The organism is Desulfosarcina sp. (assembly GCF_033791525.1).
In the GTDB taxonomy this organism is placed as follows: domain Bacteria; phylum Desulfobacterota; class Desulfobacteria; order Desulfobacterales; family Desulfosarcinaceae; genus Desulfosarcina.
The window spans coordinates 1-13,982 of sequence record NZ_JASJGN010000294.1; the positions used below are offsets into that span (position 1 = coordinate 1).

The following is a 13,982-nucleotide window of genomic DNA, read 5'->3' on the forward strand; positions in this document are numbered from 1 at the left end:
TTTAGCGGGGGTATATGAGCCTTTTAATTTAGCCATCCGGCGTTTATTCAAAGACTTTTTACCAGGCCGTTTAATTAATTTAATGTCATTTACTTCTATCTCCGCCGCCGCAGGCGCTCTATAGAAAGACGAATGCTATCCTGCATCCTTGAAATTGCTTCCCCTAAATCGCCTATCTCGTCCTTTCCTCCAATGTCTATTTCAGCATCCAGTTCACCCACACTGATACGGTTAGAAACCTCAGTTAAAGATTTGATTCTTCCTGCTAATCTGTGCCCGTAAAAATAAACAATAAAACCGATAAGCAAAATAGTGGTTATAAATATTCCAAAAACAATATTTCGGGTCATATCCGTCTGTTTTTTTGCTCTGATATTAAGTAGTTTAACAGGCCCTGTAAATTCATCAACATAGGTGGTAGCAGCAATTATAAATGAAGTCCCTTCAACAGGAGTGCATACCATAAACTTTTCTCTAAAAGAGCCGTCTTTTTCATACCACCTGTAATATCCTCTTGATTCTCCACCTTCTTTTACTCCGGTATAAACTTTCCAAAAACCGGCAAAATTTTTCTTCATAGGTTTTTTTAATGCACTCATGTCAATACCGATTATTTTTGGATTAACATGGATCCATGTACGCCAGACACCTTTCGAGTCCGGTATTTCATAAAGAGCGGAATACCCAGTCATTCCCACTTTTTGTACAGCTATTCTTTTAAATTCTGCATTGTAGTTAAATTCTTCTTTTTTCATGCCGGGATGAGAATTAAGATAGAGATTACATTGTGCTGCAACCGTCCTTGCGTTATCAGCTACCTTCTCTTCAATGAGATTTATAAGGATTTTTGAACTTTCTGAGGTAAGGAGTGAAGAAAGATTGTTCATTTGCCATAAATAGAGTATATTGGCAGTTATTATTAAAGTAATAGGAATTACAAAAAAAAGCAGAAGCATTTTGCTGCGTAAGCCAAAACCCTTTAAATTAAAGTTTTTAGTTTTCTTTGTTCTGGCATATTTCCCCTTATTTTTTTGCTTATAAGCAGATGTTTTTTTGACATCGACTTCCTTATCAGGTTTTGTGAACTGCGGCTTGGGTAAAGATGTGGCCGGAGTTTCAACGGGAGCTTCAACAGGCTTTATAACCGTAATTATAAAATCGCACACTTTGCATTTAAATTTTGCCTTATCGCCTTTAACTTTTAAAGGGTCAATATTGTATTTTTTGCCGCATTCCTCGCATATAACAATCATTATTATACTCCTTTTTTATTAAACTCGGCAGCCTTTTAATACCCTTTTTCTTTTAATTTATTAACCATACCCAGCTTAAATACAGACCTCTTCTCTTCACGCTCAATGTTCATAGCTAGTATCTCAACAAGTTCAGCTGCTCTGAAAGCAGGAAATTTTGAGATGCCATGGTCCATATTTGCTATCTCGTCTTCTATTAAAATTTCAGCAACCGGCCCTACGGCAAGTGATAATTGAATGTTGAGGAAATTAAAAAAATCATCATCTGCCATCAAGATGTCCTCTGCTGCCGACTCGACAAGCTTCAGTTGTAAAAGCCTGGAGATTGCATTCCTTATCTCATCTATATTCAGCCCTGTTTCCTGTGCAATTATTCCAAGATTTTTTTTGCCATCCAATCCCAGAAAAACATTCAGAAGCCTGCTGTCTAAAGTAACGTCACCCGTGCCGCCTGTGGCAATTTGTTTGAAGACCATAGATGAAATATTACCCGACAAAACGTCCATTGCCTTACCTCCGATGTACTATTTCTGAAAAATTGTTTTTAACATGATCCGGCTTTAAAACGTTTCCCGCCTGCGGCGGGGGACAAATAAGCGCAGACTTCGAAATGGAACGTTTTGAAATTGGCTCACATGACCTTATTTTCTTTCTTTCCCTGATCTTAATTCGTCCCTAAGGGCCTTGAACTCTGATCGGATTAACTGCCTGATCTGATCCATTGCATTGGCAAAAGCCTCTATGGGAAGTACATCAGCTTTTTCAGCTTTTGCCTTAGCAGCCGGTTTTACCTGTTTTCCCTTTTCTGCAACAGGTTTTCGAGGCAACAGCTTATCTTTTAAAACCTTATATTTATTTACTTCCACCGAAAGAATCTTTTTCTTTTCAGATTCCGTTAAGCCCTTAGTGCGAACTACTTTATCCAGTTTTTTAAACAATGAATTAAGAAATTTAAAGGAATCCGGATGCGATTTGCCTTTGTTGATCCTGATATGCTCGCCAATTGAACCTAGAAGTTGAATAAGCATAAAAACAATCCTGTCGTCTTTATATCTTTTTTTTAATCCGACAACTTGATCTGCCAGCCGTTTCATTGCATCATCAGTAATTTCCCAATCGATGGACAAAATAACAGCTTTTAACTCTTTTAAAGGATATTCTTTAATATCGCTGCTTTCCTCATCAGCTTTTTTAGGTGTTTTATCCTCGGCAAACAAATCATCAAGCCGTCCATCAATCTCATTGACTAATGCATCATCGGTATTTTGCGGCATTAATTATTTACCCCCTATTTTAACTCCTTTACTATCGTAGCAATTGTCATTGAAATAATTTTCTTCATTGTCGTCACAACGTTTGTTCCCTTAAGTGCACTTGCCTCAAAAGCCGATGTTTTTAGCTGGCTGTTAAGATCTTTTTGCAACGTCTCAACAGATGTCAGGGGAATCCCCTGTTCTGAAAGGTCAACTTTGTTGTATTGCAGGACTAAGGGGATCTTGAAAATGCTTTTTTTATAATTTGCAAGATCTTCCTGCAGGTTTTTAATGGAAAGAATGTTCTTCTCCCTTCTTACCATCATTGAATCCGCTACAAAAACAATACCATCAACCCCTCTTAATACAAGTCTTCTGGTGGCATTATACTTCACCTGTCCCGGAACGGTATAAAGTTGTATCTTAACATCATATCCATTTACCTTTCCAATATCAAAAGGAAGAAAATCGAAAAACAACGTCCGGTCACCATGGGTTTTGATAGTAACCATCTCTGTTTTTACACGATTACTGAATTTTTTATATATAAATTCAAGGTTTGTTGTCTTTCCGCCCCTTCCTGGACCATAATAGACAATTTTAACCTGAACTTCTTTTTTTTTAGGATTTATAAATGCCATTTAAAAAACCTGTTAACTTTTTTCGCTTTGTATTTTTTATTACCATTGGTTATCCTTTAAAAATGAAATATCATGGTGTATTAATTTCGCTTAAAACTTTTTTTATCATTTCTGCGACTTCACCAACCTTCAACCTTAAAAAACCCAGCGATATTTCATTGCTGAATATTGTAATCAGCAAAAAATCCGCCTCTATTTTGTTAAAATGTATGTTCTCTTTTTTACCCTTATGGAAAAGCAATGAAAACTCACCTTCCCCAATAATTTTGGCCATGGCGCTTACTGCCCCGAAATTTCCGGCTGCAAGAGCCGCCAGGGAATAAACATCGTGTTTTATTTTACCGTTATCTTTATTGGCAATGATGTTGCCTGCCATATCGATCAGAAAAACACAACGAACCCCGATATCAACCAGATGCTCCTGCAAAATATCTTCCATTCTATCAAGTTGTTCTTGGCCAAGTGTATATGACAATTGTATTCCTCCATTAAAATATTAATTAGGTTCTTCTCCATTTTAGTTGGAGAAGAAGGTCCAAGGATTACAGGGGTCAAGGATTCAAGGCCTGCCCTGTCGCGACTCGGTGATTACTTAAAGTATAGGCTAAGCTTCATAAAAATAATCATTTATTGACAATATAGTAAGGGTGATCGGTCTGGGCCAGGGGTTTGTTTTTTAAAGACTTTATCAGCGCTTTTAACATCCTTTCGATTTCTGATAGGTCTTTTTTTAGTGTGCCCAATTCACATTTTTCAATTAAGTCTAAATCCCCTGCTATTAATATCTGTGTTTCCAATTCGCAAACAGAACCATTCTTTGTAATTCTCTATCATTTCACTCGAACCCTTGAATCCTTGACCCCTTGGACCCTCTGGGATCACGCCTGCTCAATTGGAGATAGCCTATGTTTTAATTAACTACAACTAATCGGGAGATGATCCTATATTTTCAACTCAGAGAGAACCCGCCGGGCCGATTGATCCAGCATCAAGGTGTCCATCCCCACGGCGTTCAGCGTATAGCCTTGCTTGATAAAAGGCACCACCGCGGCAGCATCCACACCGAAAATTCCCAGGGCCATGCGGCGTTTCAGGCACGCCTGGCGGACCGTTTCGACATGGTGCTGAACATCGGCATCGTGGATATTTCCCGGTTTTCCCATGCTTGCGGAAAGGTCGTAAGGACCGATGAACACCGCGTCAATGCCGGATACATCAAGGATCGATGCGATGTTGTCGACCGCGTCGACATGTTCCACCTGGACGATCACGACCGTCTCCTCGTTTGCCCGGTTCACATAGTCGGCAAAGGACGCGCCATATCCCTGGGCCCGGGCGATCCCCACGCTTCTTTTGCCCATCGGCGGATACTTGGCATACGCCACCACCCGGGCCGCCGTGTCGGCATCGTTCACCAACGGAGCGATGATGCCATCCGCACCCGCGTCCAGAGCCTGTTTGATGTAAACCTCATGGTTCGCCGCCACACGAACCACACAAGGGCACTCGGGTTGGGCCGCCTGCAGCAGCAATTGAATGTCACCCGCGGAGAGGCAGCCGTGCTCACCATCGATGAAGAGCCAGTCAAAACCGGATCGGGAAAGCAGTTCGGCGATCTGCGGGCAAGACAGGGTGACGATCGTACCCGTCAAGAGATCTCCCTGAAGCAGCCGTCTTCGAAAATCGGGGTTCATACCTACAGATTCCTTTTTATAACCGTCCCAGCAGATCAGCCCACTTAACCAGAACCTGTCCAACGCCCTGATCCACGTATACCGCAAACTGGGCGATGCACGAATAGGCCAGGGCGAACTGGGCCAGGGCATAGCCGGCAATGGTGAATTGACCCAGGCTGATCACGCCGATACCAAACTGGGAAATATTGATGATCCCGGCGCCGAACTGCCCCACGGCAATCACCCCTTTGGCCACCACCGGCATACGATTGGGCCGGTATTTAAAGGAAATGTGCAGCAGGGGAAGCCCGAGAAAAGTGGCCTGGCTCTTATACTCGAAGCCGTAGCCGTCCCACCGCTCACGAGCCGGGTACGGCGCCCCGCAGTCCGGACAGGCGACTGCCTGTTCACTCACCTGGTGCTTGCATTCTCTGCACGGCTTCATGAATCATGTCTCCTGCAGGTATTGTCATACTGGTTGACGGTGGTTAGTCAACCATCAAATGCTTGTGGACTTCACCACTCCCGGCCGAATAAAGACTGTCCAGGAAGGCTACGAAAAAGCTGCCCGGCCGGTCGCTGACAGCCAGGGCCAACTCCCCGCACAACCCATAGAAACCGAATGCAGCGGCGGTAGCGGCCAGCAGATCCTCCCGGGCCACGGCACAAAAAGCGCCGGCAACCGCCGATAGCCCGCATCCCAGGCCGGTCACCCGGGTCATCAGGGGCACACCGTTAGCCACTCGAAACATCCGAGTGCCGTCGGTAATTATATCCTTCTCCCCGGAAATAGCAACGATACAGGCGTGTTGCCGAGCGATGGCGCCGGCGGCCGCCACGATCTCGTCGGACAGGGATAAGGATGAATCCACCCCTTTTGTCTTCACGTCGTCAACAGCCAGGGAAAGCACCTCCGATGCATTGCCCCGGATCACCGAAATTTTGGTTTCATCGAGGATGTGCTTGACGGTGCGGGTGCGGTAACCGGTGGCACCGGCACCAACCGGGTCCAGTATCACCGGGATGCCCCGTTGATTGGCCGCCTTGCCAGCCAGCACCATGGCCTCGATCCATTTTTCCGCCAGGGTGCCGATGTTAAGCACCAGGGCACCGGCCATGGCAGCCATTTCCGCCACCTCTTTGCGACTGTGGGCCATCACCGGGGACGCCCCTGTCGCCAGCAGTATATTTGCCGACGGGTTCATCACCACGAAGTTGGTGATGTTGTGGACCAGAGGGGCATTTTGCCTTATTTTATCAAGCAGTTCAATAGTGGTATTGGTCATGTCCATACGAATTCAACTCCTCAGAAAAACGTGATTATGTGGCCATCCAGAGCCCCATTTCCCGTACAATGGCATCGGCATGGGCCACCCAGGCAAAATGATTCTGCCCCGCAGCGGGAATCTCGTCGGCCCCCATGTGCAGGTATTCGACCGGCGCATTTTTCAACTTGTCGCAAAGATAGCGGATTGCCCGGGGCGGGGCAAGGTGGTCGTCGGCAATGGCAATGGCCAGCACGGGCGTAACCACCCGTTCCAGCGCCGCCTCCAGATCGCAGCTACAATTGGCCGGCTGGTAACAACCGGTGCGGGCATTATGGGCCCAGTCGCGTACCATGGTTCTGGCCTCACGGCCGCCGAAGCCCAAACGCCGGCCTGGATAGTAGCCGAGCAGCCTTGAGATTCCCCAGGCCAGTTGGGTTCCCAGCAGGATGGTCAGATTGGCGGGGAAGGTCCACCCCCTGAAATAGATCGAACAGCTCGACACCAGTACGATCCCAGCCACCCGGCCGGGAAAAAGCCCGGCGTACAGCACGCTCATCTGACCACCCAAACTGTGTCCCAACAGGTAGATGGGGCATCCGGGAAATCGCCCTGCCGTAACTGCCACCACGGCCGGTAGATCCTGGGCGACCATCTCGCGGAAACCGAAATCCACCGACCGGGAAGCCCGCATCGAACTTTCACCATGCCCCCGCAAATCGGCGGTGACTGCCTGGAACCCCTGGCGGCCCAATGTGCCGGCCAGCGGTTCGTACCAGGACGCCGGAACGCCCATGGCCGGCATGAGGATGCATACCGGGCGACGAGCATCATCAACAGGGTAGGCGGTAATCTTCGACCGGCTCCCGTCCGCCATGGAAATCGGCAGCGTTTCTTTTTTCGGCAAGGCTGACAAGATGTGAGCTGACATAGCTTCTGAAACGTTCCGGTCGTGGCGGTGGCTTTATGTTTAACAGGCCAATGGGAAGTCCCACCTACGGGAGGTGGAGCGAATTGTCCTCCTGCAGATCGCCTATCGTTGTCCGGGCGCTTACCCCTGTGACGGTTGGGCTTTCTCCAGCTGGGCCGCCACATAATCCCAGTTGGCCAGGTTGTCCAGCACGGATTGGACAAAATCCACCCGTCGGTTCTGGTAGTCCAGATAATAAGCATGCTCCCATACGTCCACGGTGAACAGCGGGATCAGGCCATGGGCCAGGGGCGTGTCCGCATTGGCGCTGGTGACCACCGCCAGCTTTCCCTCGTCCAGGACCAGCCATACCCAGCCGCTGCCGAACTGGTCCTTGGCAGCGGTGATGAAGAGCGCCTTGAACTCCACGAAACCGCCGAAGGCTGAATCGATCATCTCAGCCAGCAGGCCCTCCGGGGCACCCCCGCCACCCGGTTTCAGGCATTTGAAAAAATAGGCGTGGTTCCATGCCTGGGCGGCGTTGTTAAAGACGCCCGCTTTGGACGCGTCCCCTGCGGTCGCCTGGATCACCGCTTCAGCGGTCTTACCTGAAAAACCCTTCCCTTTGGTCAGCGCATTGGCCTTTTTCACATAACCGGCATAGTGTTTATCGTAGTGAAACCCCATGGTGTCCGCACTGATGGTGGGGGCCAGGGCATCCTGACTGTATGGCAGCGGTTCCATGACAAAAATGGCCGAACCGTCCCCGCCGCTGCACTGTACCAGAAACAAGGCGGCCAGGGCGCAAGCTGCCAGCACCGATGAACGGGCGATAAAGCGTTTGTTGAAACCGGGATGGGTTACCATGGGTTTTCTCCTTTTCGGTTTTCTGCATAGACGGTTGTTAAAAGATTTGGATATTGTTATTTGGAATTTATTTGAGATTTGTCATTTAGAATTTGGTGCCTGTGATTGGTTGTTTCCATTTTATCCGGGTTAATTTCACTCGAACGTAACCTGAGGTATCGTTTACTGCAATTCCTTTTCGCCGGGTCCTTTAAGCCGACGTTTCCTGAAACCGGACGAACAGCGCCAACCCGGCACCGGTGACCACTATCCCCAACACCCCCAGGGCATTGGGCGGGGCGGCACCGATGATCAGAATCTCCCCGGCCAGGGCGAAGATCACCTCGCTGGATTGGGTGGCGTCCACGGCGGCCAGTTGACTGCCGGTTTTCGATTCGTTCCTCGCAAAGAGGAACAGGCTCGTGGCCATCACACCTGAGAACAGGGCCACCAGGGCAGTGTTCACGATCTGCCCGCCGACCGGCGGTGGTGGTGCGGTCACGACTACCAGCAGGATCCAGAAGGGAACGCTGCCCAGGGACATGAGCAGCACCTTGGCAAAGGGGTGCTCCAGCATTGGGTCACTGATATCGGGCAAACGGCCGTGGCCGGTCTTGGCCTCCCACACCATTTGGTTGCCGATGGGGTAGCAGAATGCGGCGATCAGCACGGGCAGCGCCCCCTTGATCAGTTCCGCTGAATCGACCGCCCCTGCCTGGCTGAGGTTGACCAGAAACACGCCGGCAAAGACGATGGTCGAAAACAGCCAGATCCGCCGGGGAAAGCGACGGCCGAAGGCTGAGAGCACCACCAGCGTGGCAATAATGGTAAACTGCCAGGTGGTGGCAACGATCCAGCCGGGAGCATAATCGGCGCTGAAACAGATCAGGGCATAAAAAGCCCCGAAGCCGATGCTGCCCACCGCCACCCAAAACGCCAGGTGGTTGAAAAACAGGCCCATGGTGCGGGCAAAGGCTGCCGTTCCACGAAACACCAACAACCAGACCGTCAGAAAAAGAATCATATAGGCATAGCGGAGACTGGCGCTCCACACCCAGTGACCGCCGCTCAGGCTCATGATCCGGTTCAGCACAAAGGTGGAGCTGAAGAAAAATCCGGAGAGCAGGCCGATCAGAATGAGTCTCACCATCGGCGATTACCTGAATCTTGCATGAGAATTAACGAGATAAAAAATACTGTTTAGCATCACCAAAAGCCCCCTCCGCGTCTCACTTTCCGCTTCGAATGCTCTCATACAGGGCGATACCCGCGGCGGTGGACAGGTTCAGCGACCGTATATCACCGGTGGTGGGGATTCGGTAGCAGGCCCGGGGGTAGCGGGAGAGAATCACTTCAGGGAGGCCCCCGGTCTCGGATCCAAACACCAGAAACATCCGTCGGCTGGCCGGCATCTCCCAGAAAACCCGTGTCCCTCCCTTGGAAAACAGCGCCATTTCACCTTCCCCGGGGTTGAGCGCCTCACAGAACGCATCGAAACTGCCCCAGATACCGGGGGATACACGGTTCCAGTAATCCAGACCAGCCCGCTTGACCTGGCGGCTGTCCAGGGAGAATCCCAGGGGGTGTATCAGGTGCAGCCTGGCCCCGGCCCCCAGACAGGTGCGGCCGATGTTTCCGGTGTTCCAGTGGATTTCCGGTGCCACCAGCACCACGTGGCGCTCCAGACCGGCATTTTCACAGAGGGCCGCATTGCCAATATCGTCACCGTTTGATGAACCCACCATTGGAAGCCATCTCAAATTAGAATTTGGGCTCAAAAGCCGTTTTGGGGCAGTGTCAGTCAATAAATGTCAACTTGTGGTTCAGATCAAGGCCGCAGCTATTTTGGGAACCGCAGGCGTAGCAGCGCTACGTCGAGGATAGCGCTGAAGCTTCACTACGTGCTCCGAATGGCGAGAACGCGGAGCTGGGCCACAAGATGATATTTAGGGACCGGCACTACTTGATGTAGCCCCATTCCTTCAGCCGCTGATACGCATACTGGGCCTGCTTTCCCTGCTGGATCTGCTTCAGGTATGTGTTGTAGGCCCGGGCTGCCGGCTCTATTTTCTCTCCACCTTCCAGGGACAGCCCTTTCAAGAAAACCGTGTTGGGATTGCCCGGAAGACGCCGCTCGCAGATGCTGAAATCCTCGTAGGCGGCGTCGTACTTTTTACCGCGGATCTTGGTAATACCGCTGATGTAGTAGGCTTGGGCCTCGTCGGGATAAACCTGCTTGGCCCGGTCCGCATACCGCTCCGCCTCGCTGTCTTGTTTCTGAACCAGCTGGCACTTGGCCATGAGCAGCAGCCCCGCATAGTCATTGGGCGCTTCGTCAAGGCCCTGCTTGAACAGCCCCTCCGCCTGGCTGTAGTGTTCTTTGCCCATGGCCTCCTCGCCCTCCTGCATCTTCTTGATGGCGCCTTTGATTTTTCTCAGGCCTGCGGTGTTGTCCATGTACCGCTCCCGATACAACGGCTGGCCGCTGTACTGTCGGTATTCGTTGGTGGCGTGATTCACCGATGTCTGGTAGCGCTCCGAGGACATGGGGTGGGTCGCAAAGAGAAGATCGGTCATCCCGGCCGGGTGCCGGTTCATGCTGTTGAGCATTTCCATGAGGCCCACCATACCCTGGGGGCCGTATCCGGAGCGGGTCATGTATACCATGCCCAGGTCGTCCGCCTGGCGCTCATTGTCACGGCTGTACGTCGCCAGCAATGCCCCGGAGCCCAGCTGTCCCAGTTGTCCGGCAAGGCTGCCAGCTCCGGAACCGACAGCCACGCTGGTCAGTATGGTCAGTCCCCCGACGGCCATGTTGGCCAGCTGGGCCTTGGACATGATCTCGGCGGTATGCCGGGCATTGACATGCCCCAGTTCGTGCCCCAGCAGGGCGGCCAGCTCGGCTTCATTTTCCAGCTCCAGCAGGATCCCCCGGGTGCAGGCGATGCTGCCGCCGGGAAAGGCATAGGCATTCACGTAGTTGGCATTGACGCAGTGGAAATTATAGGGCATCTGCCCGCGATGGGTGTTGCCGGTCAGCCGCTTGCCGGTGGTCTGAACATAGCGTTGCAGGACCCGGTCCTGGGTGTTCCCGTAATCGGCTGAGAACTGGTGGGGAGACTGCTGACGATCGACGGCAATCTCCTGCTTTTCATCCATGATCATGAACTGGGATTTCCCCGTGACGGGGTTGGTGGCGCAACCCGTAGCCAGACTCGTGGCCGCCAGGCTGGTCATGATCAGAAATTCACGACGGCTCAGTCCGTTGATTGCCCTTCCGGAAAAACGCATTTGTACCTCTGATCTCAGATATTTTTCGTTGTATTAGAAGATAGTTAGTGGTTGTTCATAAACGGTAGATTTTGGTTCAGGTCAAGGCCGCAACGATGTTGAAACCACAGGCGTAGCAGCGCTACGTCGAGGATTTAAACATCGTGAGACCACCGACCTGGGCCAAAAGATGCCATTTATGAACGGCCACGATTAGGCCCGTTGCCCACAATGCGGACAATACTTAAATGAACTGTCGAATCCACGTTTGCAGGCCACACAAACGGTGGAAGCGCCTGACAGCGGCACCTCCTGAACCGGCGTCCGGCTGCCATTCACCGGTCGCTGGCAGGCTTCGCACAATAAAAAGGGCTCCCCCTGTTTCACCCGGATCAGGGGGATGAAAAACAGGCTCAGGTAGTGATCCACCCGGGTGGCAAAGGCCTGGGTCAGCCCGCAAGCTGGGCATCGTTGCGGATTTCCATCCACCCGTCTGGTTTTGGGTTGAACGCCGGCGATTAAAAACATATAAACCGTTCATGGGTTCGAAGGTTCATGGGTTCAAAGGTTCTGGGTTCTGGTGGGGCTGTGCCCACCGATAGACAGGCTACCTTATATACAGACTTCTGTCCTTCAATGGCGTCTTTGCCCACAACCCTGAACGGTAAACGCTAAACCTGTGAGCGCTTACGTTTGTTGCAAGCGTGGATTGTATTGTATAAGAAAAAGCCCCATAGTCAATATGGAAAACCGCTTTGCATGGAGTCGCACATGATCATCGATTTTCACGTACACACCTTCCCCGCTGAGATCCGGGATCACCGGGATCGTTTTTTCGATGCCGAACCCGAATTCAAGCTGCTATACGAATCGCCCAAATCCAAACTGGTATCCGCGTCTAACATCATCGACATGATGGATGACCAACGGGTGGATATGTCGGTGGTGTTCGGATTTCCCTGGCGCAACCCCGACACCTGCCGGCGCAACAACGATTATGTCATCGAGGCGGTGAACCGATACCCGCAACGGCTGCGCGGCCTGTGCTGCGTGGACAGCCTGAATCCTGACGCGGCCGAAGAGGTGCAGCGCTGCCTGGACGCCGGCCTGAGCGGTGTGGGGGAACTGGCTTTCTATGGCTGCGGCATCGACGGTGAATGCCAGCTGAGCCTGGGCCCCATCATGGCCATGTGCCGGGAGCATGATGTGCCGGTGCTGCTGCACACCAACGAGGAGGTGGGCCACCTCTACCCGGGCAAGACGCCCAACACCATGATCCAGATCTACGAGACCATGGCCCGCTTCCCTGACAATACCATTGTTTTAGCCCACTGGGGAGGCGGACTCTTCTTCTACCACCTGCTTAAAAAAGCGGTCAAGGAGACCCTGAAAAACGTCTATTACGACACCGCCGCCTCCCCGTTTCTTTACGACAGCCGGATTTACAGCTATGCCAAGGATCTGGTTGGAATGGACAAGATCCTTATGGGCACCGACTATCCCCTGCTCAAGCCCGACCGGTATTTTAAAGAGATGATCGATGCCGGTTTGAGCCAGGAGGACATGAAAATGGTATGCGGGCAGAACGCTGCACGATTGCTGAAGCTAAGTCGACCGGGTCCGTCGTCATGAACCAAAACGGCCATACACAATTGAATGTGTATGGCCGTTTTCCGGATGATCTTTCTGAACAATAAATGCCAGATTATTGAAATAATAACCTAATCCACAGATTGAGCCGTAGACCATAAAATCAGGGAGCACAATTTAACGCCCCCTGATTAGTCCGGCTTCACGACGTCTGAAACCGTTCACGAACAACCCCCTTATCCCTGCGCACCCTTTTCAAGTTCATCCAGTTTGTCAGGCTCCGAAACAGCAATGTCCACAAGACTCTTGGGGATGGAACTCTGCTCGCACATAATTCTGATTTCCTTCTCTTCTTCGCTGAATTCCATAATTTCACGGATGGAATCAATGTAGCCGATCAACTCATCCGGGGGTATATTTTCCAATGCCGGCCCGGCAGCCTCGGCCTTTTTCCGTTCGGCTTCCTCTTCTGCCAGCCGTTGTTTTTCCTTCAGGTCTTCTTCCATGGCCTTTTTGGCGGCATCGATCACGCCCTGGTCAACGTTGGCCATCTCAATTATCAATTCTACAGAGACGTCCTTCTCAAACAGGTGCCTGACCTTTTCTTCGTCGGATTTGCCCGCTACCGCCTCAAGCAGGGTTGCCACTCTTTCCCTTTCTGCAAGCTCCTTCTTTATCTCAGCCTTCACCTGTTTCAATTTCTCATCGGAAATTTCCAACGCGCTGGTGATGACCTGGGACGCCACTTTTTCTTTAATAAGCAGGCGGATACTTTCATCGCCGGGCAAGCTTTTTGCGCTGGCAATCAGCAGATCGAGCTTTGTCTGTTCAACCATCTTGATCACATCTGCTCTGCGCTCGGGGCTTCTGAGCTCTGGCCACGTCTTTGCGACGTCGTCAAGGAGCTTACTCGTTGCTTTATAAGGGTCAGCCACGTCCTCCAGGGTAAGTGCTGCGACCGCTGTGTTGAAATCCTTCATAAGTGGACGTCCGGCCTTAACCGCTTTTTCGACCGCCCATCTCAATTTAAGCAAATTTCCCCCGTGACGCGAAACATTGTAACCGGAATTGTCAAGTTCACCTGCAATCCGTTGAATCGATGGTTCCAGCTTTTCCCCGGCGAGGTCCGTTGAATCAAGCGCAAGGATATTCTCTTCTATCAACAACCAGAGAGGCTTTTTCCCGAAGGCGTCGCTTGTCGTCATTTTTCATCTCCTTTTTTAATGATTGAAACCGATAATCAATGTGCCGGAATAATCCGGCTGAAAAAGTATCGTT

Annotated in this window: 17 protein-coding genes; 1 reads left to right on the forward strand and 16 read right to left on the reverse strand. The window is 50.9% G+C overall.

Annotation, left to right across the window (positions count from 1 at the left end; translation table 11 throughout):
* Nucleotides 1–95: 95 nt before the first annotated feature.
* From QNK41_RS14615 to QNK41_RS14680, 15 genes are all read right to left on the reverse strand, one after another.
* A complete protein-coding gene (locus QNK41_RS14615) occupies nt 96–1,253 on the reverse strand; it encodes a HAMP domain-containing protein (protein ID WP_319258187.1) in 1,158 nt (385 codons plus the stop codon).
* 35 nt (nt 1,254–1,288) lie between these two features.
* A complete protein-coding gene (locus tag QNK41_RS14620) occupies nt 1,289–1,759 on the reverse strand; it encodes a hypothetical protein (protein ID WP_319258189.1) in 471 nt (156 codons plus the stop codon).
* Nucleotides 1,760–1,894: 135 nt separating this feature from the next.
* A complete protein-coding gene (locus QNK41_RS14625; protein WP_319258190.1) occupies nt 1,895–2,527 on the reverse strand; it encodes a hypothetical protein in 633 nt (210 codons plus the stop codon).
* Between the two features lie 14 nt (nt 2,528–2,541).
* On the reverse strand, nt 2,542–3,147 hold the full coding sequence (locus QNK41_RS14630; protein WP_319258192.1) for a GTPase domain-containing protein: 606 nt from the start codon (nt 3,145–3,147) through the stop codon (nt 2,542–2,544).
* A gap of 70 nt (nt 3,148–3,217) precedes the next feature.
* Nucleotides 3,218–3,622, reverse strand: a complete 405-nt coding sequence (locus QNK41_RS14635; RefSeq protein ID WP_319258193.1) for a roadblock/LC7 domain-containing protein — start codon at nt 3,620–3,622, stop codon at nt 3,218–3,220.
* A 148-nt stretch (nt 3,623–3,770) separates the two neighbouring features.
* Nucleotides 3,771–3,971, reverse strand: a complete 201-nt coding sequence (locus tag QNK41_RS23085; RefSeq protein WP_413815159.1) for a four helix bundle protein — start codon at nt 3,969–3,971, stop codon at nt 3,771–3,773.
* Nucleotides 3,972–4,088: 117 nt separating this feature from the next.
* Complete coding sequence (locus QNK41_RS14640) at nt 4,089–4,841, reverse strand: HpcH/HpaI aldolase family protein (RefSeq protein ID WP_319258195.1); 753 nt, start codon at nt 4,839–4,841, stop codon at nt 4,089–4,091.
* 16 nt (nt 4,842–4,857) lie between these two features.
* Nucleotides 4,858–5,268 carry a hypothetical protein gene (locus QNK41_RS14645; protein ID WP_319258196.1) on the reverse strand — a complete coding sequence of 137 codons (411 nt, stop codon included), beginning with the start codon at nt 5,266–5,268 and terminating at the stop codon, nt 4,858–4,860.
* A gap of 43 nt (nt 5,269–5,311) precedes the next feature.
* The gene (thiM, locus tag QNK41_RS14650; protein WP_319258198.1) at nt 5,312–6,115 is read right to left on the reverse strand and encodes a hydroxyethylthiazole kinase; all 804 of its coding nucleotides are present in this window, start codon (nt 6,113–6,115) and stop codon (nt 5,312–5,314) included.
* A gap of 28 nt (nt 6,116–6,143) precedes the next feature.
* Complete coding sequence (locus QNK41_RS14655; RefSeq protein WP_319258200.1) at nt 6,144–7,019, reverse strand: alpha/beta fold hydrolase; 876 nt, start codon at nt 7,017–7,019, stop codon at nt 6,144–6,146.
* A gap of 120 nt (nt 7,020–7,139) precedes the next feature.
* The gene (locus tag QNK41_RS14660) at nt 7,140–7,865 is read right to left on the reverse strand and encodes a superoxide dismutase (RefSeq protein WP_319258202.1); all 726 of its coding nucleotides are present in this window, start codon (nt 7,863–7,865) and stop codon (nt 7,140–7,142) included.
* Nucleotides 7,866–8,055: 190 nt separating this feature from the next.
* Nucleotides 8,056–8,994, reverse strand: a complete 939-nt coding sequence (locus QNK41_RS14665) for a multidrug resistance efflux transporter family protein (RefSeq protein ID WP_319258203.1) — start codon at nt 8,992–8,994, stop codon at nt 8,056–8,058.
* 79 nt (nt 8,995–9,073) lie between these two features.
* Complete coding sequence (locus QNK41_RS14670) at nt 9,074–9,589, reverse strand: tRNA (cytidine(34)-2'-O)-methyltransferase (protein ID WP_319258205.1); 516 nt, start codon at nt 9,587–9,589, stop codon at nt 9,074–9,076.
* A 214-nt stretch (nt 9,590–9,803) separates the two neighbouring features.
* A complete protein-coding gene (locus QNK41_RS14675; protein ID WP_319258207.1) occupies nt 9,804–11,135 on the reverse strand; it encodes a M48 family metalloprotease in 1,332 nt (443 codons plus the stop codon).
* Between the two features lie 192 nt (nt 11,136–11,327).
* A complete protein-coding gene (locus tag QNK41_RS14680) occupies nt 11,328–11,642 on the reverse strand; it encodes a zinc ribbon domain-containing protein (RefSeq protein ID WP_319258208.1) in 315 nt (104 codons plus the stop codon).
* Between the two features lie 243 nt (nt 11,643–11,885).
* On the opposite strand from QNK41_RS14680, the gene QNK41_RS14685 reads away from it, so the two are divergent.
* Complete coding sequence (locus QNK41_RS14685; RefSeq protein WP_319258210.1) at nt 11,886–12,746, forward strand: amidohydrolase family protein; 861 nt, start codon at nt 11,886–11,888, stop codon at nt 12,744–12,746.
* Between the two features lie 194 nt (nt 12,747–12,940).
* Here QNK41_RS14685 and QNK41_RS14690 read toward each other — a convergent pair whose 3' ends face one another.
* Nucleotides 12,941–13,909 (reverse strand): hypothetical protein, encoded by a 969-nt coding sequence (locus QNK41_RS14690; RefSeq protein WP_319258211.1) that lies wholly within the window; start codon nt 13,907–13,909, stop codon nt 12,941–12,943.
* Nucleotides 13,910–13,982: the final 73 nt, after the last annotated feature.

What these genes read in the sequence shown, in the direction of transcription:
- QNK41_RS14660 (WP_319258202.1), bottom strand. Translation starts at nt 7,865, where the DNA reads ATGGTAACCCATCCCGGTTTCAACAAACGCTTTATCGCCCGTTCATCG.
- QNK41_RS14690 (WP_319258211.1), bottom strand. Translation starts at nt 13,909, where the DNA reads ATGACGACAAGCGACGCCTTCGGGAAAAAGCCTCTCTGGTTGTTGATA.
- QNK41_RS14620 (WP_319258189.1), bottom strand. Translation starts at nt 1,759, where the DNA reads ATGGACGTTTTGTCGGGTAATATTTCATCTATGGTCTTCAAACAAATT.
- QNK41_RS14670 (WP_319258205.1), bottom strand. Translation starts at nt 9,589, where the DNA reads ATGGTGGGTTCATCAAACGGTGACGATATTGGCAATGCGGCCCTCTGT.
- QNK41_RS14685 (WP_319258210.1), top strand. Translation starts at nt 11,886, where the DNA reads ATGATCATCGATTTTCACGTACACACCTTCCCCGCTGAGATCCGGGAT.
- QNK41_RS14655 (WP_319258200.1), bottom strand. Translation starts at nt 7,019, where the DNA reads ATGTCAGCTCACATCTTGTCAGCCTTGCCGAAAAAAGAAACGCTGCCG.
- QNK41_RS14630 (WP_319258192.1), bottom strand. Translation starts at nt 3,147, where the DNA reads ATGGCATTTATAAATCCTAAAAAAAAAGAAGTTCAGGTTAAAATTGTC.
- QNK41_RS14680 (WP_319258208.1), bottom strand. Translation starts at nt 11,642, where the DNA reads ATGTTTTTAATCGCCGGCGTTCAACCCAAAACCAGACGGGTGGATGGA.
- QNK41_RS14615 (WP_319258187.1), bottom strand. Translation starts at nt 1,253, where the DNA reads ATGATTGTTATATGCGAGGAATGCGGCAAAAAATACAATATTGACCCT.
- QNK41_RS14640 (WP_319258195.1), bottom strand. Translation starts at nt 4,841, where the DNA reads ATGAACCCCGATTTTCGAAGACGGCTGCTTCAGGGAGATCTCTTGACG.
- QNK41_RS14645 (WP_319258196.1), bottom strand. Translation starts at nt 5,268, where the DNA reads ATGAAGCCGTGCAGAGAATGCAAGCACCAGGTGAGTGAACAGGCAGTC.
- QNK41_RS14675 (WP_319258207.1), bottom strand. Translation starts at nt 11,135, where the DNA reads ATGCGTTTTTCCGGAAGGGCAATCAACGGACTGAGCCGTCGTGAATTT.
- QNK41_RS14625 (WP_319258190.1), bottom strand. Translation starts at nt 2,527, where the DNA reads ATGCCGCAAAATACCGATGATGCATTAGTCAATGAGATTGATGGACGG.
- thiM (WP_319258198.1), bottom strand. Translation starts at nt 6,115, where the DNA reads ATGGACATGACCAATACCACTATTGAACTGCTTGATAAAATAAGGCAA.
- QNK41_RS14665 (WP_319258203.1), bottom strand. Translation starts at nt 8,994, where the DNA reads ATGGTGAGACTCATTCTGATCGGCCTGCTCTCCGGATTTTTCTTCAGC.